Consider the following 20,055-nt stretch of genomic DNA (forward strand, 5'->3'; position numbering starts at 1 on the left):
TAGAGCGAGAAGTGTTGCAGGCTATTTAGCTGGTATTTATGCATCTTTATGTGCTTATCAAATATGTCATCAAAACAAGCCGATGATTCGTATTATGGAAATATCGGCTTAAACAAGATTCGGGTTATTATAGAGTTAGATTTAAAAAAGAAGTGTACAAGACAAAGGAATTGTTAAGTACACTTTACTAGTCAAGATACTTCTCAACTGGATAGGAAACTCAAACTTTTATTTCAAATTACTTAAAGCAAACCAACTTTATTTCCCTGTAACTCTTGCGCCAAACTATAGGCTTGATGGTCAGAAAACTTACTAATAATATCCAGAACTTGCATAATATTATGGTAATGGTTGTTTTGGAAATGTGCGCCTGAATGTTGCAATATTGACATCAAGCGTTGTTCCTTAAAGCTTAGAGTTTTATGTGGCATGGTCAATGGTACAAAGGCATCTAAAATCGTCTGTAAACTTTGATGAGCAATGATTTCCAGACCTGATTTTTGTGGATGCTCAAAAATCCGATCTTTGGCAAGATTCTTGGCAGTTTGAATACCTGCCTCAATATCAGGTGAACAATATTGTAGTAAACTGCCTTGAAGCTGTCCTGTCAGGATTTCGTACTGATATTTGGCAAAAGCTGTGGTGACTTCATCGACCAGACGTTTCATCACACGGCCACGTAGGGCGGCGATTTTTTGTTGCCATGTGGTATGTGGTAAATGCAGCTCTTCTGGGTAGCCATAATCCGCAATCAGGTTCAGGAAAATAGGCTCAACTTCGGCATAATTCAGCATGTTGAGGATGATGCCATCTTCCAGATCAATCAATGCATAGCAAATGTCATCGGCTGCTTCCAGCAAATAGGTGAGTGGATGACGGCAATAATGATATTCGCCCAACTGAATCAGTCCGAGTTGTTCGGCAATCTGTTTTAAAATTTCTTTTTCAGATTGATAGCAACCAAACTTGGCTCGCTTATGTGACGGAATATCACCTTGTTCCTCAATGGTTTTGGAGAGCCACGGATATTTTAAATAAGCACCTAATGTTGCATAGGTTAGGCGCATACCACCATCATCGGGATGATAGTCAATACGGCTCAACAAACGAAGTCCTTGCGCATTACCTTCAAACTGACGGACATCCGCTGCTTCTTCTGGCGTGAGTTTAGTTAAAAAGTCCCGATGTGAGGCATCATCAAACCATTCCCGAATCGCATATTCACCTGCATGACCAAAAGGTGGATTGCCAATGTCATGGGCCAAACAGGCTGCCTGAATAATCGCACCGACATCCGCAGGGGAAATCCACATTGGTAGTTCATCTTTAATCTTCTCCGCAGCCAACATGCCCAGCGAGCGGCCAATACAGGAAACCTCAAGCGAATGGGTAAGGCGGGTATGGATACCATCATGTTGAGTGAGTGGATGAACCTGTGTTTTTCTATTCAGTTGACGAAAGCTTTGGGAAAATATAATTCTGTCGTAATCTTTGTGGAATGGGCTTCGGGCCAATTCTGTACTGCTTTTTTTACTGCCTAAACGAATTGCGGAAAGCAATTCCAACCAACGCATTTGTTCCATGTAGCATGATTCACGATAAGTTCTGTTTCATCATGCCAAAAAAAAGTAAAAAGCACTAGGGTAGAGCGACATGATTTGGCGTTTACAAGATTTAGACATTTATTTATTATTAATGATAAAGTTGATGCTGAAAGGATTGAAAATAAAAAGTTATATGGCCTAGTTAATTAGCATTACTTGCAGTGACACGGGTGGCACTTAATGTGTAATTATGGGCTTTGGATAAACGTTTGTATAAACTTACTTTGTGGATCAAAGTTACATACTCGGGAATTAATCATTAATTTTTGCTGCGTTACACCTTTATTTTATGAAGTGAAGAAATCAATTTTTGTTAAAAGGCTAACCAATTTGACATTCCACCGCATAGTAGTGGAATGAGGTAAAAAATATACTTTGAGCAGCAGATTTAAATTAATTTAAAATTTAAAGATAAAACTTGTGGGAAAAGTCAATGGAAAAACGACTAGCAGTAATAATATTTACACTTACAAGTGTATTTATCGGTAAAGAGGTTTTCGGTGCTGTTTATGGAGATTTTATTAATCAATATGTGACAGGAGAGACTGTAACAGGCGATGTAAATAGCTTGGCCGAGGGAATTGCCTTAATAGTAAGACCAACAAATATTAGTGAATATACAGATATCAGTATCAAAATTAAGGGAATGCTTTTAAAAGATGTTGTTTTAAATAAAGAAGAAGTTAAAAAAGGTTGGGACGAAGAAGAAAAACTATGTGAGGGAGAACCTTTAAGAAATATGACAGTTGCTTCAGGTAATGCGTGTACTGCTTTTTTAATTAGCGAAAATCAAGTTATGACGGCTGGACACTGCGTATATATGATGGCAGGAACAACTCCTAATTCAGGAATGAGTGAGAGAACATTGTGTGAGAGAATGAACTTTGTTTTCGGAGTGAGAAAGGCTCGTATTATAGATGGTGGTTTTGAGGTTCTTAAATCAAATCAATATAAATGTGGCAAAATTGAAAAAGTAGTTGCTCGTGAAGATGGACTTGATTTTGCAGTGATTCGTTTAGATAGACCAGTAAAAAATCGCACAATTTTTACGCTTGGAAATGAAGAAGAGATGAGAGAAGGTGATGATGTTTTCTCGCTTGGGCATCCAAGAGGAGGGGCTTTAAGTTATACAAGTGGTTCTGTTACAAGTGGATATGGTGATTTTAAATTAAAGAGCAATTTAGATACCTTTTCAGGTAACTCTGGATCTCCAGTTATGAATTATAGTACAAATGAAGTTATCGGGATTTTGATACAAGGTCGTGATGATTTTAGGTCGGTGGGAGGAAGGTCATGTCAAGAACTTGCAAAATATGATGATTCTGTTTATGGAGAAACAGTATTGCGTATGAGTGAAATTAAGAAGTATAGATAAAGAAGTTTTATTTTTAAGGATAACTTTCTAAGCTCTTTGACTATTATTCGCTATGAGTTTGGAATCATCATGCCAAAAAAGATTAAAGCACTAGGGTAGAGCGACATAAGTTGTCTTTCATTATGGGGAGCTTTGTTATTGTTGTGCAAAATTGAAGATTATTTATAAATCCTAAGTTTTAAATCGACAAGCGCATCTAGGCTACAAAGTAAATGAATTGTTACGAATAGAGTAAAACACTTAAAGCTAGAGGAAATTAGGCAAACTGAGCTAGAAAACTCTGATTTTTAAGATGGATATGGCTAGCTGAAAGCAGGCTTTCACAGTAGAATATGCGCTCTCTCATAAGTCACATTGCGGTAGGCTCGTTAGACGACCTGCCCGTGGAGCCAAAGTCAGCATGTTTATCGTGGCAGGTGCAGCAGCACACTCTTCTTTTAAGAAAACTCAACTCGTAAATCGTTTAGCGTCAATGAGTTCTGTTCAGTCTTTTGACAGCCAGTGGGTTTATTTGTTTGATCAAGCGCTCAACGAGCAGCAACATCAATCTGCATTACAACTGTTAAACGATGGTCAATCGTTTGAACTGCGCCAAGCCGCAAGTGATGAAATCCAGATTCTAGTGACACCACGTGTCGGCACAATCTCGCCGTGGTCATCGAAAGCAACCGATATTTTTCAAAACTGCAATACCCCAATTCACCGTTTGGAACGTGGAATTTTATTTACACTGAAAGGTGTAAAAGAAGTTTCAAATGAAGTGAAATTGGCTTTGCATGACCGTATGACGGAAACTGTTTTTGCTCAAATTGAAGATGCAAAAGCCTTATTTTCGGAAACAGCGCCGAAGCCATTGAACTCAATTGATATTTTGGGTCAAGGTAAAGATGCATTGGTTAAAGCGAATAATGAGTTTGGCTTTGCCTTATCAGAACAGGAAATTGATTACTTAACCGAGGCATTTACTAAGCTTGGTCGTAATCCAAATGACATTGAATTGATGATGTTTGCACAGGCCAACTCTGAGCACTGCCGTCATAAAATCTTTGGTTCTGAATGGACAATTGATGGTGAAAAACAGCCATTGTCATTGTTCCAGATGATTAAAAATACCTATAAAGAATCTCCGACTGACGTATTATCGGCATATAAAGATAATGCCTCTGTGATCGTAGGTTATGACACCATGCGTTTTTATCCAAAAGCGGATGAAAATGGTCACTTCGTTTATAAATATAAGAGCCAAGCCGCTCATATCTTAATGAAAGTGGAAACCCATAACCACCCAACCGCAATTTCTCCATTTGCAGGGGCTGCAACAGGTTCAGGTGGTGAAATCCGTGATGAAGGTGCAACAGGTCGTGGTGGTAAACCGAAAGCGGGTCTAACTGGCTTTACCGTTTCAAACTTAAATATTCCAGGTTTTGAACAGCCTTGGGAAGAAAATTACGGTAAACCGAGCCGTATGGCATCACCACTTCAAATTATGATTGAAGGCCCTTTAGGTGGCGCTGCGTTTAACAACGAATTTGGTCGCCCTGCATTAAATGGTTATTTCCGTACTTTTGAACAGAATGTCAATGGTGACGTGAAAGGCTTCCATAAGCCAATTATGATCGCGGGTGGTTACGGAAACATCCGTCCTGACCATGTTGAAAAAGATGCAATCCAGCCAGGTGATTTACTCATTGTGTTGGGTGGCCCAGCCATGCTCATTGGTTTGGGCGGTGGTGCTGCATCTTCTGTCGATAGCGGAACCATGGGCGAGAGTTTGGACTTTGCTTCGGTACAACGTGAAAACCCAGAAATGGAACGCCGTTGCCAGGAAGTCATCGATACTTGCTGGCGCTTAGAAGATTTTAACCCAATCGTATCTGTGCATGACGTGGGTGCAGGTGGTTTATCCAATGCCATGCCTGAACTTGTGAATGATCATGAGTTAGGTGCTGTACTTAACCTGCGTAAGATTCCATCTTTAGAGCCAGGTATGAGCCCGATGGAAATCTGGTCAAACGAAGCGCAAGAGCGTTATGTACTTGCAATCCGCCCAGAATCTTTAGAACAGTTTGAAGAAATTTGTGCGCGTGAGCGTTGTCCATTTGCGGTACTCGGTGAAGCGACTGAAGCACGTCACTTAACCGTTGAAGATCCATTGTTTGAAAACAATGCCGTCGATCTCCCAATGCAAGTCATGCTTGGCGGTACGCCACGTATGCAACGTTCGTATGAAACGATTGAGCGTACGGGTAACGACTTTGATGCTGCAAAAGTTGATTTGAAAGATGCGATTTTCCGCGTATTGAAGAACCCAACAGTGGCATCTAAATCTTTCTTGATCACCATTGGTGATCGTTCGATTACAGGTATGGTTGCACGTGATCAGATGGTTGGTCGTTGGCAGGTTCCTGTTGCAGATGCAGCAGTAACCACCACCAGCTTGCAAGGTTTCACAGGTGAAGCAATGGCAATGGGTGAACGTCCACCAGTCGCATTGTTAAATCCTGCGGCATCGGCACGTTTAGCAGTTGCGGAAGCAATTACCAATATTGCCTGTGCCAATATTGAACAAATTAGTGATATCAAGCTTTCTGCAAACTGGATGGCAGCGGCAGGTCAAAAAGGTGAAGACCAAGCCTTATTTGAAGGTGTGAAAGCGATTGGCATGGAAATGTGTCCTGCATTAGGCATCGCAATTCCAGTCGGTAAAGATTCACTTTCAATGCGGACCACTTGGAATGATGGTGAAGACAAAGCTGTGACTTCTCCAATGACAGGCGTGATTACTGCATTTGCACCAGTTCTAGATGTTCGTAAAACATTGACACCTGAATTGAAGAACTTAGCAGACTCAGTACTGGTGCGTATCGATTTATCTAAAGGTCAGTTCCGTTTAGGTGGTTCAATCCTTGCACAAGTATATAAAGCAATCGGTTCTGTTACTCCTGATGTCGATAGTTTTGATGACTTCAAAGCATTCTTTGCCTTGATTCAAGACTGGAACAACCGTGATGTGATTAAGGCTTACCATGACATTGGTGATGGTGGTTTATTGGTGACTGTTGCAGAAATGATGTTTGCATCGCGCTTAGGTGTTGCTTTAGAAAATCAAACAACTGAAAGCTTATTTGCTGAAGAAATTGGTGCAGTATTACAAATCAGTGCAGCAGATTGGGCGACACTACAAACCGAAGTTGCAGCGTCTAGTCTAAAAGATGCCATCGCAGTTGTGGGCCGTGTCAATAGCACGGATCAATTGGCTGTCAATGGTTTGACTTTAGAACGTGCCGAATTACAACAAGCATGGGCAGAAGTTTCACATCAAATCCAGCGTTTACGTGACAATGTTGAAACTGCTGATCAAGAGTTTGCTTTAATTGCAGATCAAAACCATAAAGGTTTAATTGCACAAGCAACGTATGATTTAAATGAACCTGTTGAAGCGCCGTTTATCAATACACGTCGTCCAAATATGGCAATCTTGCGTGAGCAGGGTGTCAATGGTCATGTGGAAATGGCGGCTGCATTTGACAAAGTTGGCTTCAATACTATCGACGTACACATGAGTGACTTACTTGCAGGTCGTGTCAGCTTGAGCGACTTCGAAGGTTTAGTGGCTTGTGGTGGTTTCTCATACGGTGACGTGATGGGTGCTGGTGGTGGTTGGGCGAAATCAGTATTGTTCAATGCAAAATTGCGTGATCAGTTCGAACAGTTCTTCCATCGTGAAAATACATTCAGCTTAGGTGTATGTAATGGCTGTCAAATGATGTCGCAACTTGCACCATTGATTCCAGGTGCAGAGCATTGGGGACGTTTCCATCGTAACATCTCAGAAGTATTCGAAGCGCGTGCAGTCAATGTTCGCGTGGAAAAATCAGTTTCGGTATTGCTTGAAGATATGCAAGGTTCGATTTTACCAATCGCGGTTGCGCATGGTGAAGGTCGTCTGGTTGCCACTGAACAGCAACTTGCTGCTTTAAATGCTGAGAACCAAGTGATCTTGCGTTATGTGGATAGTTTGGGTAATCCAACTCAACATTATCCGTTGAACCCGAATGGCTCACCTGAAGCGATTACAGGCTTAACCTCGAAAGATGGTCGTGCAACAGTGATGATGCCGCATCCAGAGCGTAACTTCCGTGCCTTACAGCATTCTTGGAAGCCAGAAGACTGGGCGGAAGATGGTGCTTGGTTACGCATGTTCCGTAATGCACGTAAATTTATTGGTTAATTAAGCAACCAATTGTTGAAAATGCCACTTATTTAGTGGCATTTTTTTTCATAACAGACTGATTTTATAAATAGAATATAATTCACTATTCAATTAAAAATAAATATTTGATAAACATTGATTTATTGGTAATTAAAAACTTTGTCTACTATACTTTGGTCTAAGATGTGCTATTCTTTTTCATTGTATGGGGGAGAAAAATTATGAAAAAATTACTGATACTTACAGTGTTGCTAACAGGATGTGCAAGCTCTTATCAACCGCATACTGCTTTTAATAAGAGTGGCTTTAACGAAACAGAACTGACACAAAATCATTTTAAAATCACATTTCAGGGCAATGAAAAAACTTCCGCAGAGCGAGCAAGTGACTTGGCTTTGTTACGTGCTTCTGAGTTGATGATTGCCAAAGGTTGCAGCAATTTTAAAGTATTGAGTGCTGCCAATGAAAATATCGGCAGTTTAGTGCTACCGCAAACTCATAAGATTAATGCCTATTCAAGCACAATAGAAAACCGCATTCATGCTGATGCGAATGAATTTTCCAAAGTCTATGCACCTAAATCGACAGTTGAAGTTGGCTGTGCAACAGAAAATGTAGGTGATGAAAGTAAAGTCTATACTTCAGCCTCCATCAATGAATCAATCAGGCATAAATATGGAATTGGCATAAAATAGGCAGTTTTAGAATTCTAGGCATATTGCGATAAGCTTTAGTGGCTTTCGAAAGGCTAAAGTAGAAATAATGCATGATTTTAGAATCTTTCTCATATAAATTAACCAGACTAGCCACCGTAAGGTGGCTTTATATTGGCTAAAAGATTGATCAATCGTAGAGAACAATAATGAAATCAAAAATCCATTTCCATGAATTTGCCCTGTTAATGGCATTGTTGATGTCGATTGTGTCTTTTTCTATAGATGCGGTCTTGCCCGCGCTAGGTGAAATTGGAAAGGTTTTTACACTGCAAAGTGGCAATCAGGCGCAGTGGGTGATTATTGGTATCTTTTCAGGAATGACGATAGGCCAATTGATTGCAGGGCCGTTATCCGATGCGATTGGACGTAAACGTATTTTATTCAAGGGAATCGTCATTTACTTTTTGGGAAGCTTGTTGTGCTTCTCCACACAAAGTTTTGAATGGTTTTTGGCTGGACGTTTTATTCAGGGGATTGGAGTTTCAGGGCCCTATGTCGCCTCCATTTCCATCGTGCGGGATAAATACAGCGGTGCACAAATGGCACGTATCATGTCCCTGATTATGATGGTGTTTATGGTTGCACCTGCAATTGCACCAAGTTTGGGGCAGTTGATTATCCATTTCTTTGGCTGGCGCGATATTTTTGTTTTGTATATGGTTTATGCCACGGTTGTAGGCGCATGGGTGGCTTTACGCTTGGAAGAAACCCTTGTTCCTGAAAATCGCCTACCCATGCGTTTAGAGGCGTTCCAGCATGGCTTTAAGGAAGTGATCAGCAATAAAACCACCATGAGTTATCTGTTATGTGCTGGCTTCTGTTTTGGTGGGTTTATTGGCTATCTGGGAACTTCACAGCAAATCTTTATGCAGCAGTTTGGTAAAACAGGACAGGAATTTAGTGCCTATTTTGCCGTATTGGCAGGCGTGATGGGGATTGCTTCATTTACCAATTCTAGAATCGTGATGAAATTTGGTATGCGCCCCATCTGTATCTATGGCTTTCTGGGTTTATGCCTGATCTCACTTGTTTTTTTGATCATTCAGTTGGTGGGTGTTTCCATCTCTTTCTGGATGTTTATGCTGTATGCCTGCATTTTGTTTTTACTATTTGGCACCTTATTTGGCAATTTAAATGCGATTGCAATGGAACCAATGGGGCATGTTGCTGGTATGGCATCTGCAATTATTGGAGCTGCATCTTCGGTGCTCTCCCTGATTCTGGCCTCTATTATCGGGCAGCTTTATAACGGAACATTGGTTCCAATGACTTGCGGTTTTGTGATTTTATGTGGTTTGGCCTTTGCCATGACCTTATATGAGAAAAGACACTTAAAGGTTTTGGAAAGTGTAGGTGCTGAAGTATAGAAAAGTAGAGAGTAGCTAGCTTTTTAGCCCCTAAATTTTAAAGCATCTGAGAGATAAGAAATCATGAAAAAAGCTGTGCCAGTTGTGGTAAGAAATCATGGTCAAGGGCTGGAAATATTGGCTTTTCGCCATCCATTGGCTGGAACTCAATTGGTCAAGGGGACAATAGAACAGGATGAGCAATATGAACAGGCCGCTGTCCGCGAATTATTTGAAGAATCTGGATTAGTGGTTAAACCAAAATTCATGGGAAATCTTTCACTTCAATTTAACCAGCAGGATTGGTATTTCTATTTATGTGACATTAGCTATGAGATTCCTGAGACCTGGGTTTTTCATTGTCAGGATGATGGTGGTCTGGCATTTGAATTCTTTTGGTATCCATTAAACCAAAAACCGAATGCAGATTGGCACGAGACTTTTCAGGAAGCATTAGCTTTTATAAGAAAGTATTTTGATCTGGAAAAGTAAAAGCCATCATAAAATGGCTTTTACCTGTATAAGTTTATGGGATTTAGCAATCCTGAGATTTTAGGATCATTGGATGCTTATACATCACATCGGTACGCAGCACATATTTCTGACCTGAAAGCACAGGTGCTCCCTCATGCAACTGTTGATGCTCAAACAGCAGAATCTGCCCAAGTTTCGGCTGGATATTGGCGATTTGCGTTTCTTTACACGGTTTCAGCATGCCACTGTCACGGTAAAAAATGGTTTCTCCACCTGTAAAATCTTCACTCAGATAGATCAATAAGGTGAGTTGGCTACTGTGCCAATCATTCACTTCATAAATTCCATCATAGTGTGGTCTAAACGTTTCGCCATTTTCATAACGATAAAAACGAAAACGTTCATTTAAGCCACTTAATGTCCAGCCATTCAATTGTTCAGGCAGGAAATGTTTAAGTCTGGAAAATAGGGTTTTGGCAAGCTGAATATCATCATAAATTACACGTTTGTTATTTCTGACATTGCTGAGCACTTGACGAGCTGAGTTTACGAATATATCTGCTGTTTCATAATGATATTTATTGCTGAGCGCGATAAAAGCACCACATTCTTCACTTGAAAACACTTTGTCTACGGTAAAAATCAAAGGTGAGTCTTGATATGTTTGCAGATTTTCTTGTTGTAGTGGCGGTGTTTGTTTGGACATTATCCCATTTTGTAACCTATTGATTTAAAGTTTGGAGTGGCTATTTTAGCATCATTATTTTTTAAATGTTTTACATGGTTCAAATTTTGCTTTTCTTATTGTGGTGATCAGAACTTAGATATTTTGAGTCTTGGAGAGTAGAATGATGAAACATGAAAATCATATCGGAACAGTATACACAAAAGATAAGGGCTGGTTTTGGTTTGGCTTAACGGTGGTAATCCAGATTTTATGTATTGTGGTGAGCTATCTTGTAATCAATATTTCACTTTGATTATTGGTGTTTTTTAACGCTATGATTCAATGACTGGTCATCCTATTTGAGTCATTCTATCCATGCTAAAACTTATTTATTACGTTCCTGAGTCACATCTTGAGTTTACCAAGCTCGCTATTTTTGAAGTGGGGGCTGGTGGTATTGGTAATTATGAACACTGTGCATGGCAGGTGAAAGGCATAGGGCAATTTAAGCCTGTTCACGGTGCAAATCCTTTTTTAGGGCAGTTGGATGAACTGGAACAGCTTGAGGAATGGCGTGTGGAAACCATTGTTTCAGAAGAAAATGCCCATGCTGTGGCAAAAGCATTAAAGGCAAGCCATCCTTATGAGGAGCCTGCCTTTGAGTTTATCCAGATATTAAATATTGAATAATTTAGACTTTTTGAATAAATAAATCACGATCAAATCGGTACTGAGGAAAGAACACCCCATCTTTGGCACGTTCACCTGCACCAATCACCATGACAGGATATTGCTCATCATTTAGTTTCAGGATTTTACGAACCAGTGGTTCATCAAAACCCTCCATCATACAACTGTCAAAACCATAGGCACGCAAAGCCAAGACCAAGTTTTCACAGGCTAGAGCGGTGGTTTTGGTTGCCCATAATTTTGCATCAGCAGGATTGAATGCAGTCACAGGAAGTTGTTTATCCAGTGTACGTACTACCTTAAATGCAACTTTCTTAAAGTTCCCCAATGCATTGAAGTAACCTGTTTTATAGTTGTATGGAATAAAGCGGTAATACTTCTGTACGGCAGGTGGGGCTTCGGGAAAAGGGAACTCGCTGATATTTCGTTTTGCCATTTCATCAAGACGGTCTGTACGGGCAACACATACAATCAGTTCAGAGGCAGTTTTTGCAGCCAGTTGATTTAGACAGGCTTTGACCAATTGTTTTTTCTTACCCGAATTTTGCACCACATAAAAAGTCCACGGTTGTAAGTTGGATGAGTTGGGTGCAAGCATCGCCAAATCCAGACAGGCATCTAAAACTTCACTAGGAATCGGCTTGTCGGTAAATTTACGCACTGAACGGCGGCTTTCAATCACCTTACGGAAATTGTCAACATCAATATCTTGTGGCGCGGCTTCATAATAACGTTTCTTTTCGGTTTGTGTTTGTTCTGACATGAGGAAAATATCATCCTAAAGTTACTTTATATTCATATTGGGACGTTCAATAAAAAAACCACCTCGATTTTGCAATGAAGTGGTTTCGTTTTCATTAATGAGTTATTGCCTCATTAATTGAACTGGGAAAAATCAGGTTTACGCTTTTGCATAAAGGCCTGTACCGCTTCCATCATTTCAGGTGAGCGGACACGTTGCATAAAGATTTCTGCTTCATCATCCACACAGGCAATAATTTCAGCCAGGTCTTTTTTCATGAGTGCCTTGCTTTGTTTCAGTGAAGCCAATGGCAGGGCAGCAAGATGTTGTGCCGTTTGTTGTGCCGTTGCATAAACATCTTCAACCACATCATTCACCAGATTTGCTTTTACTGCTGTTGCAGCATCAAACTTTTTCGCCGTGAATAATAGTTCGGCTGCTTTTTGATAGCCTGCCTGTTTCACCAATAAACGGCTTGCAGCACCTTCTGGAGAAAGGCCAAGACTCACAAATGGAATCTGGAACAGGGCTGTATTGTCAGCAAATACCATATCGGCATGTAACAGGATCGTTACACCAATACCAATTGCCACGCCTTTTACCGCAATAATCAGTGGCTTAGAAAAACGAGCCGCAGCTTTTAATAATACAAATGGCGGCTGGTCACCCGCTTTGCCTTCATATGGCTTTTGCATAAAGCCCATGAAGTCTTTCATGTCATTACCCGCCGTAAAGTCCTGTTCTGCACCACGGAAAATCACCACGCGAACGTCCTTGTTGGTATCTGCTTCATCTAAAGCCTTTGCGATCCACAGGTAAAGTTCACCATAAAGTGCATTTTTTGCTTCTGAACGGTTAATGGCTAAGGTGAGTACGCCATCTTCTAAATTTGCTTGCAAATGTTGATGAGGTTGTTGAATACAGCTAAGTGTCATCGTACTATCCTTGCTTTAATCCAGATTGATTTTTAAGTGTCCTCATTATGTCGCATATTTACCTGAATGGTGCAACTGATGAGTTCACAAAAAGTGAAATGACGCCTATGTACACATTTGACTATCTTGTTTTTATTGGACGCTTTCAGCCATTTCATCTGGCTCATATGCAAACCATTGAAATTGCCTTGCAGCAAAGTCAGCATGTGATCTTGGCTTTGGGGTCGGCACAATTGGAACGGAATATCAAGAATCCATTTTTGGCGACTGAACGTGAGCAGATGATTCTCTCCAATTTTTCAGAGCAAGACCAAAAACGGATTCACTTTGTGCATGTGATTGATGTTTATAATGATGAAAAATGGGTGAAGCAGGTTAAAGGGCTTGTTAACCAGATCATCCAGCCAAATGCGAAAGTTGGCCTGATTGGTCACTTTAAGGATGAGTCCTCCTATTACTTGGCCTTGTTTCCTGAGTGGGAAATGGTGGAATTGGACAGCCTGAAAGATGCGATTTCGGCAACACCAATGCGAGAAGCCTATTATCGCGGTGAGATACATACGGAATTTTTTCCAGAGGGGACAGTCCAGTTCCTTACGCAATTTCAGAAGTCCCCAATCTACACTGAATTACAGAAAAAATATCTCGCCGATGACCGCAGTAATATTCAGTAAATTAGTTGAATGTTTTTAACTCATTGATGAGGAAATCAATAAAAACACGGATATGAAAAGATTCGTGTTTTTTAGATGGATAAATCAAGGAAAAAGGGCGTGATGCTCCAGAAAAGTCTTTTAGGACTTCAACAAGTTCATTATTTTCGAGTTCTTTTTCCACAATAAAGCGATAGGTCTGCAATAAACCTGCACCATGTCTGGCTAAGGTGACGGTTCCTAAAATATCATCCAGACAACGTAGTTTTGCGGTGGTGACATATTCAACAATTTGGTGATTTACATTGAATAGCCAGGTTACATTTTTTCCTGTGCTGGGGAGTACAAACTGAATGCATTGGTGCTGTTGTAAGTCCTCAAGGTTTTGCGGTGTGCCAAAGTCTCTTAAATATTGCGGTGATGCAACCACAATCAGTTCCGCCTGTTCGAGTTGGCGTGCAATCAGGCTTGAATCGGCAAACTGTCGTCCACGAATCGCCAGATCATAACCCTCCGCTATAAAGTCCACATTTTTATTGGTGAGCTGTATATCAATCTCGATCTTTGGATATTGCTGCGAGAACTTTGCCAGTAAAGGCAATATTCGATAATGCCCATAAGGTGTGGGAACGCTGATTCTGATGAGACCAGTAGGTTGCTGGTTCTGGTTTTTTAATTGTTGCTCCGCTTCAAGAATCTGGTTCAATGCCTGTTTGCATTCATCGAAATATATTTTGCCTTGCGGGGTTAAACGGACCTGACGAGTGGTTCTGACAAAAAGGGGGATGGTCAAATGCTTTTCCAGACGGGCAATGGAACGACTCACCGCTGCTGGGCTGACACCCGCATGCAGTGCCGCTTTGGAAAAACTTTGATATTCAGCAACCAGACAAAACAGTTCTACACTGCTAAACATCATGCGTTTGAGTTGTTGAGTCATTGATTACACCATGTAAAAAATGATTTGAGTTATATGCTATTTAAGCACATAAATGTAAATAATAAGATGGCTGCATACCTTGTGATGGAGCGATTATATGAAACTATTTTATTCACCAGATGCCTGTTCTTTAGCCCCCCATATTGTTTTAAGAGAACTTGGAATTTCCTTTGAGTTGATCAAGGTGGATTTACAGCAGCATCTGACTGCGTTGGGCGAGGATTTTTATCAGTTTAATCCAAAAGGACAGGTGCCTTTGTTGCAGCTTGGTGATGGTTCATTTTTAACTGAGGGTGCTGTCATCAGCCAGTTTCTGGTTGATCAGGCTGGTCGAAGAGATTTGTTGGCTGAAATCAATACACCGCAACGTTATCAAGTGCTGGCATGGATGAACTTTATTGCTTCAGAAATTCATAAGGCATATTCACCATTTTTCCATGAATCGTATGGTGAGCAGAGCAAAGCTGTATTTAGCGAAATCTTAAATAAGCACTATGAATGTGTGGATCAGCAATTGGCTGGGCAAGACTATTTAACTGGAAATGATTTCACCATTGCGGATATTTACCTGTTTGTCGTAACGCGATGGGCTGGTTTTATTGGCCTGGAGCTGGAACATTTTATTCATTTGACCAGATTTATGCAGCAAGTTGCCAACCGACACACTGTACAAGAAGCGCTTGCAGCCGAAGCTGCTTAGAAACATCTATCTTAATAAAATAATACCAGAGGAGAAGAAAACCATGCCTTATATCCTGATTCAAGTGACGAAAGAGAATGTTTCAGTACAGCAAAAGCAGCAACTGATTAAAGAGGCAACAGAGCTTGTGGTTCGGGTGTTGGACAAAGATCCTGCAACCACATTTGTGGTGATTGATGAAGTGGATACAGATAATTGGGGCGTAGCGGGCGAATCGGTATCCCTGCTAAGACAGAAACAGAGCATAAAAGTAGGCGATGGAATTGGGTGACAAAGATGGTTAAAGACACAATTTTAGATATTCATTCGCAACTCCAGAAATATTTTGATGGTTTATATTTTTGTGATGTGAATCAACTGCAAGATGTGTTTCATCCTGATGCAGTTTATATCAATGCAAACGATGATCCTCTCCTGAAAATGGATATGGAATCATATTTTGCAATTGTGGAAAAACGTGTTTCACCCGCATCTAAAAATGAGTTAAGACAGGATACAATTGTCTCAATCAACCTGATTCATAATCAATTGGCGATAGTGCATGTTGAGTGCGCTATCCAACCGAAATACTTTTATGATGCATTAACACTGATATATGAACGGCAGCAATGGAAAATTATCACCAAAGTTTTTCATTATGAAACTCTGTCATCCTGAATCTTTCAAGATTAAAAAGGAAGTTGCTTGGGTTTATGTGACTTAAGCATCTTCCCAAAAGGTGATTCGGTTTGAAAATGGATCGGTGATGCTCAGTTCCAGAGTTTCCCAGTCTGTTTTTTCAATTTGAGGCTTGGCAAACTTATAATCACTTTTAGTCAGTTCAGCATGTAGAGAGGCGAGGTCTTCCCAATAAATACGGATGGCACTATGCGGACTGGCATCACCAAAATGCTCTGAAAGGTGAATGATACAGTCGCCTTTGGAAACCTGTAGGTATAAAGGAAAGTTGTCTCCAAACCTGTGCTGCCAGTCGATCTGGAAACCTAGATATTCCAGATAGAAACTGTTGGCCAACTCAAGATCAAAGATCCGAAAGATAGGGGTAATTGTACCAGACTGCATCATGCTTCCTCTTAACGAACACCAAATTGTTGTACCCAGTATGCCTTGGGTTTTTCTGACTGATCAAAGCTACAGGCAACTGCGTAATCGGTAAATTTTGACTGCATCAGGTTGCTGCAATGCACAGGGCTGCTGACCCAGGTTGCCATGACTTCATCCAGATTCTTTTGGCCGCGTGCCACATTCTCACCGCCACCGCGCGTTTTAACCTGATACAGTTGAAGACGTGACCTTAAATTCAAGCCTGTACTACTGGTATGGCCTAGAAAATTATGTTCCGCCATATCCTGTGCATGGGCAAGAGAACTCCTATGCAGACCGCTATTCCATGTCAGCGGTGCCACAGCGGCAAAATATTGTTGCCCACATTGACGGGGATGTTGCCGAATTTCATTAATCGCATTCATGATGACCTGCTGATACGCAGGATTCTGTAAGTCCTGACAGCTTATTTCCAGGGCGGGTTTTTGAATTTGGGGAATGGACGCAGCAATGTCCTGCGGCATCGTGGTTGAACTCACCCCACATGCTGAGATAAAAAGATAAAAAGGCAACGAGATAAATACCTTGAACTGACTCATTTGGATGCCTTTGGTTGAATTATTTGAATATTTTCATCATACGCCAAGCTCAAAGACAGGAGCAATTTGCCGCAACAAAAAAGCAAGTGAAACTTGCCTTTTGTTACCTAGGTTTACGAAGCTGCTTGCAGTGTTTTTAAATCTTCAAGCACCTGTTCGGCATGTCCCGCCGCCTTTACTTTTCTATAGCTTTTAACCAGTTGTTTGTTATGGAAAATAAAGGTAGAGCGTTCAATACCCATCACCTGTTTGCCATACATATTTTTTTCCTTAATCACATCGAAGTGTTTACAAAGCACTTCTTCCTTATCGCTAATCAGGTCAATGGTCAGTGCTTGTTTTTCGGTAAAGTTCTGATGTGCCTTGACCGAATCACGGGATATACCAATGATTTTACAGTTCAATGCATCAAACTGGTCTTTTAGGCAGGAAAAGCCAACCGCCTGGATTGTACAGCCAGGGGTTGAGTCTTTTGGGTAAAAATATAATACCAGCCATTCATTTGTGAGTTCGGCTAGGTTGATTTCGCCCTGAGTGGCTGGAAAGGTTTGATTGGGTAACTGGATTTGTTCAGACATTTTGTATCCTTTGCCAAAGCTAAATTTGATCTAATTCAAGGGGTAAAAAAGCATATTCTTCATGATAAACAATATTTCCCTGACGTACAGGAATAGCTTTGTTAAAAATTGGCCCGTCAATCACAGTGGTATGGAATTCTCCACCCTCACCGCAAGGATCAATGCCACGATGCTCAAGTTCCTGAATGTATTCCAGTGTCAGGATTTTGCCTAAATCCTCAACTTGCATGCCCAGTTTTAGGTTTACAGTGACAATCACGCTACGGAAGCCAAGATTGATAAACTCTTCAACCACCTTACGGTGAGGGCGTAGCCATAGCGGCATACCCAGTTTTAGTCCGACTTGTTGGGTAACGCGATCATGCCAGCAACCATGCTGGGGCATATCCAGGTCCCCTGTGACCAGTACCTCAGCCCCTTGTTGTTTGGCCTGACGGAGTAACTCTATGAACTTGCTTTCATAATCTACCCAACTTGAGGAGGCCATAAAAACAGGCAAACCAATTGAGTCAGCTTGTGCTTGGATAATATCAAGTGGCATGGCATGTGAACGGGAGCGCTGACCCTGTTCTTCCAGCATGACAATCAGTCCAATGACCTTGCCTGTTTGCAGGGCATGATACAAGGCGAGGGAACTGTCCTTGCCACCACTAAAGGAAACAATACATTGGCTGTGGTGGGCATTGGTTTTCCATTGGTCCTGCATGGTATTGTTCAACTTATTAGAGATAAAGGAAATTTTAACAGAACTTATAAAAAAGCCTGCATCAATGCAGGCCTTGTTTACAACAGCGCAGGATTATTTTTTAGGTGCCTGTTGTTGGGCAGCTTTCATTGCTTCCTCAGTCAACTTTTCTAGCTTGGTAACAAGCGGTGCACCTAGGCAAGCCTGTAAATCCTTATTCTGTTGCTGTACAAAGGCAAGGGAGCTTGGGCTTTTCTTGGCATTGATTGCACTTTGAATTTCCCATTTCTGTGCTTCAGTTACTTTGCCCTGTGCTTCAATATTACAAGAACAGAATTTGCTGACTTCTGCCGCAGTCAGTTTTCCACCCTTTGTGGTCTGGTCTTTACAGACGTTGATCAATGCAGATTTGACATTGGTACTTTTATACGCAGCTTGGAGTGGATTCTCATCCGCAGCATGGGTTGCCGTTGCAAGTAGGGCAGCCGCTGACATCATTGTGGAAAGAATAAGATTTGATTTAAAAAACTTCATATATTGTACCTAATTATAACCCTATATCGTCTATTCGGTATAACGTGTAGGATCCGCAATACCTGCTTCGATAAAACCTTGTTGACGTAAACGGCAACTGTCGCATTTGCCACACGCACGTCCTTGAGCATCTGCCTGATAGCAGGATACCGTTTGACTATAGTCTACGCCATGTTCGATACCTAAGCGTATAATATTCGCTTTGGATAAATGTAACAAAGGTGTTTCAATTTTAAGGGGTTTTCCTTCCACACCCGCTTTTGTTGCCAAACGCGCAAGATTGGCAAATGCATCAATAAACTCAGGACGACAGTCAGGATATCCTGAATAATCAACGGCATTGACTCCAATCACGATGGCTTCGGCATCAAAAACCTCAGCGGCGGCAAGTGCATAGGACAGGAAAATTGTGTTACGTGCAGGAACATAAGTTACAGGAATACCTTCCTGTAATTGTTCTGGCACATCAATGTTATGGTCTGTAAGTGCCGAGCCACCTAAATTTCCAAGATCAATATTAATGACACGGTGCTCAACACCCGCACGCTGAGTCAATGCCCTGGCTGCATCAAGTTCTGTGGTGGAGCGCTGTCCATACATAAAACTAATGGCAATACATTCATAGCGTGCTTGTGCCCAGGCGAGACAAGTTGTTGAGTCTAAGCCACCAGACAATAATACGATGGCGCGGGAACGCATATTATTTTCCATGATTCAACCTAAATATATTTAATGAAAGCAAGTTCGAAAATGAACCGAGTTTGAACTGTTTAGCGACCAGATTCATCATTCCACAACAGTTTATGCAACTGTAGCTGGAAGCGAACAGGGAGATGGTCATCTAAAATCCACTGTGCCAGGTCACGCGCAAAAGCAGGCAGGACAACAGCACCTTTTTCAACGGCAAAGGCAGGGGAGAACCAAACGGTACTGACCTTATCCTGCAATTGAAAATTGATCAATTGTTGCTTCGACCATTCATAATCCTCACGATTACAAATCACAAACTTAATTTGGTCGTGCTGGGTTAAATAGTCAAGATTGGTTAATAAATTACGATGGTCTTCTTTTGATGTCGGTGTCTTTAAATCCAGCACTTTGGAAACACGTGGGTCTACCTTTGAAACATCTAACGCACCGCTGGTTTCAAGGGATACCTGAAAACCCAGGTCACACAGGCGCTGTAATAGAATTAAGCAATTCGGCTGTGCAAGTGGCTCACCACCTGTGACACAGATATAAGGAGTTTTATGTTGGCTTGCTGTTTCAATGATGTGTTCAAGTGACAGACGTTCGCCACCCTCAAACGAATAGGTAGTATCACAATAACTGCAACGTAACGGGCAACCTGTCAGACGAATAAAAACGGTAGGTAAACCAAAAGTGTTCGCTTCGCCTTGCAAGGAATAAAAAATCTCGGTAATGCGTAAACCAGCCGCAGGATCGGAGACAGGAATTGCAGAAGAACGTAAGGAAGCCATAGATTCAGAACCACACCATATAAAAGAACAAAATCTCTACAACCATGACTGGTTGTAGAGACGAAGAATAACGGGGTTA

23 protein-coding genes and 1 pseudogene are annotated in these 20,055 nt (G+C 41.2%); 12 read left to right on the plus strand and 12 right to left on the minus strand.

The features are described from left to right. Nucleotides 1-112 (plus strand): annotated as a pseudogene (locus tag QTA56_RS00005) (IS982 family transposase); the annotation flags it as partial. Between the two features lie 130 nt (nucleotides 113-242). On the opposite strand, the gene QTA56_RS00010 reads toward QTA56_RS00005, so the two are convergent. Then, a complete protein-coding gene (locus tag QTA56_RS00010) occupies nucleotides 243-1,583 on the minus strand; it encodes a deoxyguanosinetriphosphate triphosphohydrolase (RefSeq protein WP_267978925.1) in 1,341 nt (446 codons plus the stop codon). 454 nt (nucleotides 1,584-2,037) lie between these two features. Between QTA56_RS00010 and QTA56_RS00015 the strand changes: the two genes are divergently transcribed. The 5 genes from QTA56_RS00015 to QTA56_RS00035 all read left to right on the plus strand — a co-directional run bounded on the left by QTA56_RS00015 (nucleotide 2,038) and on the right by QTA56_RS00035 (nucleotide 9,746). Beyond that, nucleotides 2,038-2,979, plus strand: coding sequence for a trypsin-like serine peptidase (locus tag QTA56_RS00015; RefSeq protein ID WP_267978926.1), 942 nt, complete (start codon nucleotides 2,038-2,040; stop codon nucleotides 2,977-2,979). A gap of 400 nt (nucleotides 2,980-3,379) precedes the next feature. Then, the gene (purL, locus tag QTA56_RS00020) at nucleotides 3,380-7,210 is read left to right on the plus strand and encodes a phosphoribosylformylglycinamidine synthase (RefSeq protein WP_267978927.1); all 3,831 of its coding nucleotides are present in this window, start codon (nucleotides 3,380-3,382) and stop codon (nucleotides 7,208-7,210) included. A 203-nt stretch (nucleotides 7,211-7,413) separates the two neighbouring features. Beyond that, nucleotides 7,414-7,887, plus strand: coding sequence for a CC0125/CC1285 family lipoprotein (locus QTA56_RS00025; protein WP_267978928.1), 474 nt, complete (start codon nucleotides 7,414-7,416; stop codon nucleotides 7,885-7,887). A gap of 167 nt (nucleotides 7,888-8,054) precedes the next feature. After that, a complete protein-coding gene (locus QTA56_RS00030) occupies nucleotides 8,055-9,275 on the plus strand; it encodes a multidrug effflux MFS transporter (protein WP_267978929.1) in 1,221 nt (406 codons plus the stop codon). A gap of 63 nt (nucleotides 9,276-9,338) precedes the next feature. Further along, the gene (locus QTA56_RS00035) at nucleotides 9,339-9,746 is read left to right on the plus strand and encodes an NUDIX hydrolase (RefSeq protein ID WP_267978930.1); all 408 of its coding nucleotides are present in this window, start codon (nucleotides 9,339-9,341) and stop codon (nucleotides 9,744-9,746) included. Between the two features lie 43 nt (nucleotides 9,747-9,789). Here the strand turns inward: QTA56_RS00035 and QTA56_RS00040 are convergent, their stop codons facing one another. Next, nucleotides 9,790-10,434: a prolyl hydroxylase family protein gene (locus QTA56_RS00040; RefSeq protein WP_267978931.1), complete on the minus strand. Its 645-nt coding sequence runs from the start codon at nucleotides 10,432-10,434 to the stop codon at nucleotides 9,790-9,792. Between the two features lie 142 nt (nucleotides 10,435-10,576). Between QTA56_RS00040 and QTA56_RS00045 the strand changes: the two genes are divergently transcribed. Beyond that, entirely contained in the window at nucleotides 10,577-10,708 is a 132-nt protein-coding gene (locus tag QTA56_RS00045) for a KGW motif small protein (RefSeq protein ID WP_267978932.1), read from the plus strand. 62 nt (nucleotides 10,709-10,770) lie between these two features. Then, a complete protein-coding gene (locus QTA56_RS00050) occupies nucleotides 10,771-11,085 on the plus strand; it encodes a YqfO family protein (RefSeq protein ID WP_267978933.1) in 315 nt (104 codons plus the stop codon). A gap of 1 nt (nucleotide 11,086) precedes the next feature. Here the strand turns inward: QTA56_RS00050 and QTA56_RS00055 are convergent, their stop codons facing one another. Together QTA56_RS00055 and QTA56_RS00060 are read right to left on the minus strand one after the other, a co-directional pair. Next, complete coding sequence (locus QTA56_RS00055) at nucleotides 11,087-11,848, minus strand: nitroreductase family protein (RefSeq protein WP_267978934.1); 762 nt, start codon at nucleotides 11,846-11,848, stop codon at nucleotides 11,087-11,089. 113 nt (nucleotides 11,849-11,961) lie between these two features. Beyond that, nucleotides 11,962-12,762, minus strand: a complete 801-nt coding sequence (locus QTA56_RS00060) for an enoyl-CoA hydratase-related protein (RefSeq protein WP_267978935.1) — start codon at nucleotides 12,760-12,762, stop codon at nucleotides 11,962-11,964. Between the two features lie 107 nt (nucleotides 12,763-12,869). Here QTA56_RS00060 and QTA56_RS00065 point away from each other — a divergent pair, with 107 nt between their 5' ends. Further along, the gene (locus QTA56_RS00065) at nucleotides 12,870-13,436 is read left to right on the plus strand and encodes a nicotinate-nicotinamide nucleotide adenylyltransferase (protein WP_267980002.1); all 567 of its coding nucleotides are present in this window, start codon (nucleotides 12,870-12,872) and stop codon (nucleotides 13,434-13,436) included. Between the two features lies 1 nt (nucleotide 13,437). On the opposite strand, the gene QTA56_RS00070 is transcribed toward QTA56_RS00065, so the two are convergent. Continuing rightward, the gene (locus tag QTA56_RS00070; protein WP_267978936.1) at nucleotides 13,438-14,355 is read right to left on the minus strand and encodes a LysR family transcriptional regulator; all 918 of its coding nucleotides are present in this window, start codon (nucleotides 14,353-14,355) and stop codon (nucleotides 13,438-13,440) included. 97 nt (nucleotides 14,356-14,452) lie between these two features. Here QTA56_RS00070 and gstA point away from each other — a divergent pair, with 97 nt between their 5' ends. From gstA to QTA56_RS00085, 3 genes are read left to right on the plus strand one after another with little or no spacing between them, the layout of a single operon-like run. Beyond that, nucleotides 14,453-15,055: a glutathione transferase GstA gene (gene gstA, locus QTA56_RS00075; protein WP_267978937.1), complete on the plus strand. Its 603-nt coding sequence runs from the start codon at nucleotides 14,453-14,455 to the stop codon at nucleotides 15,053-15,055. Nucleotides 15,056-15,098: 43 nt separating this feature from the next. Continuing rightward, nucleotides 15,099-15,326: a tautomerase family protein gene (locus tag QTA56_RS00080; protein ID WP_267978938.1), complete on the plus strand. Its 228-nt coding sequence runs from the start codon at nucleotides 15,099-15,101 to the stop codon at nucleotides 15,324-15,326. 5 nt (nucleotides 15,327-15,331) lie between these two features. Beyond that, a complete protein-coding gene (locus tag QTA56_RS00085) occupies nucleotides 15,332-15,712 on the plus strand; it encodes a nuclear transport factor 2 family protein (RefSeq protein ID WP_267978939.1) in 381 nt (126 codons plus the stop codon). 42 nt (nucleotides 15,713-15,754) lie between these two features. Here the strand turns inward: QTA56_RS00085 and QTA56_RS00090 are convergent, their stop codons facing one another. From QTA56_RS00090 to queE, 7 genes are all read right to left on the minus strand, one after another. Further along, a complete protein-coding gene (locus QTA56_RS00090; protein WP_267978940.1) occupies nucleotides 15,755-16,117 on the minus strand; it encodes a glyoxalase superfamily protein in 363 nt (120 codons plus the stop codon). 11 nt (nucleotides 16,118-16,128) lie between these two features. Beyond that, nucleotides 16,129-16,698 carry a CAP domain-containing protein gene (locus QTA56_RS00095; RefSeq protein WP_267978941.1) on the minus strand — a complete coding sequence of 190 codons (570 nt, stop codon included), beginning with the start codon at nucleotides 16,696-16,698 and terminating at the stop codon, nucleotides 16,129-16,131. 113 nt (nucleotides 16,699-16,811) lie between these two features. Next, nucleotides 16,812-17,276, minus strand: a complete 465-nt coding sequence (locus tag QTA56_RS00100; protein ID WP_267978942.1) for a peroxiredoxin — start codon at nucleotides 17,274-17,276, stop codon at nucleotides 16,812-16,814. Nucleotides 17,277-17,295: 19 nt separating this feature from the next. After that, on the minus strand, nucleotides 17,296-17,982 hold the full coding sequence (locus tag QTA56_RS00105; RefSeq protein ID WP_267978943.1) for a Dph6-related ATP pyrophosphatase: 687 nt from the start codon (nucleotides 17,980-17,982) through the stop codon (nucleotides 17,296-17,298). A gap of 93 nt (nucleotides 17,983-18,075) precedes the next feature. Then, nucleotides 18,076-18,495 carry a hypothetical protein gene (locus QTA56_RS00110; RefSeq protein WP_267978944.1) on the minus strand — a complete coding sequence of 140 codons (420 nt, stop codon included), beginning with the start codon at nucleotides 18,493-18,495 and terminating at the stop codon, nucleotides 18,076-18,078. Nucleotides 18,496-18,525: 30 nt separating this feature from the next. Continuing rightward, nucleotides 18,526-19,194, minus strand: a complete 669-nt coding sequence (gene queC, locus QTA56_RS00115) for a 7-cyano-7-deazaguanine synthase QueC (protein ID WP_267980003.1) — start codon at nucleotides 19,192-19,194, stop codon at nucleotides 18,526-18,528. A 71-nt stretch (nucleotides 19,195-19,265) separates the two neighbouring features. After that, nucleotides 19,266-19,976, minus strand: a complete 711-nt coding sequence (queE, locus tag QTA56_RS00120) for a 7-carboxy-7-deazaguanine synthase QueE (protein WP_267978945.1) — start codon at nucleotides 19,974-19,976, stop codon at nucleotides 19,266-19,268. Between the last annotated feature and the right edge of the window lie 79 nt (nucleotides 19,977-20,055).

This window comes from Acinetobacter thutiue, from assembly GCF_030385805.1.
GTDB classification, from domain to species: Bacteria; Pseudomonadota; Gammaproteobacteria; order Pseudomonadales; family Moraxellaceae; genus Acinetobacter; species Acinetobacter corruptisaponis.